Source organism: Endozoicomonas sp. SESOKO3 (assembly GCF_024606255.1).
In genome coordinates this window covers 1-1274 of the sequence record NZ_JAHHPR010000405.1, presented here as the reverse complement: position 1 = coordinate 1274, position 1274 = coordinate 1, and the positions used below count along the sequence as shown (strand labels likewise).

Sequence of the window (1274 nt, the reverse complement as noted above, 5' to 3'; positions counted from 1 at the left end):
CAGGAACACTCACATACGTTGGATTTAAATTGTTTCGTCCACCCCTGTCGTGGCGTCTGCCAATTCCGACCGTCATCCGGTAGCAGAAAGCTCGCTAAATGGTCGCTGAATTCCGCAGAAAGTTCGACAGGAGTCACACCCGGACAAGGCTCACGCCCACATCCGTTCGATGGAGACTGTTTTCTTTACTCAAGCCATGCTTATCCTTTATACCCCAGATATTCCCAAGACCCATTGAGCACGGTGGGCGCCTTTACAATGGATACTTCCGGGCCACTCTATTTACCTGATCTTCAGGAAGGGGACGGGATCTCTTCTAATTCTGACACGCTTATACACCCATTTTGGACTTCAGAAACACAAACAACCACTGAGCCATCCCAATTCGGTCAGAGCCAACCTCATCTTTCCCAGACAGCCCCGGTACAGGCCTCTGGTGCCACTAAGAATGTTATGTTCGGATCGACAGATCGCCAACAAACCCTGTTGGATTGTAAAAGCAACTGCAACAGCAAGCAAAAAACCTGTACCTTGATCGTAGTCGGGGAAAAAGGTCAGACCCGGCTATGCGGAAAGACTTGCAAGAATAGTGGAGCCCTGGCGGATCACAGAAGGAAAGACCACAGCGGACGACTAATCTGTCAGTTTACTATGGTCGGTAAGGATGGCCAGCGGCAGCTATGTGGAATAACCTTCAAGAACGCTCTATCTTTGTCATCTCACAAAAGTAGAATCCATAGTGGACAACGAACCTGTGTCGATAACGTGGTCGGGAAGGATGGTAAGCCGCGACCTTGCGGAATGGTCTGCAAGAATGCTGGCACTCTGACGGATCACAAAAGAAGAGAGCACAGCGGACAACAAATCTGCGTCAAAACAGTAATCGGAGCGGATGGCGTGATGCACCCGTGCGATACGGTCTGCAGTAGTAGCAGAGCCTTGTCGGATCACAAAAGAAAAGACCACACCGAGCGACAAGTCTGTAAAGTGGCGGTGTTCGGGGAAGATGGTCTGTTGAGACGATGCGGAAAAGTCTACAGGAATGCTCAAGCCCTGTCGGATCACAAAAGAAGTAACCACACCAGCCAACAAACCTGTGACGTAAAAGTGGTCGGAGTCGATGGCAAGCAGTGGCCATGCGGAAAGGTTTGCAAAAATTCCAGAGCCCTGACGGATCACAGAAAAATACATCGAAAACGCAAGCTTTGTGGTGTGAATAAGGACAGTGACCACAGCCCCCAAAAAGAAAGTGTGAGTAACAATTGATCTAATAC

1 protein-coding gene is annotated in these 1274 nt (G+C 49.5%); it reads left to right on the top strand.

The annotated features are described in order from the left end of the window. On the top strand, positions 1 to 1266 hold a 1266-nt coding region (locus KDK18_RS07055; RefSeq protein WP_257254173.1), incomplete at its 5' end, for a hypothetical protein. Between the last annotated feature and the right edge of the window lie 8 nt (positions 1267 to 1274).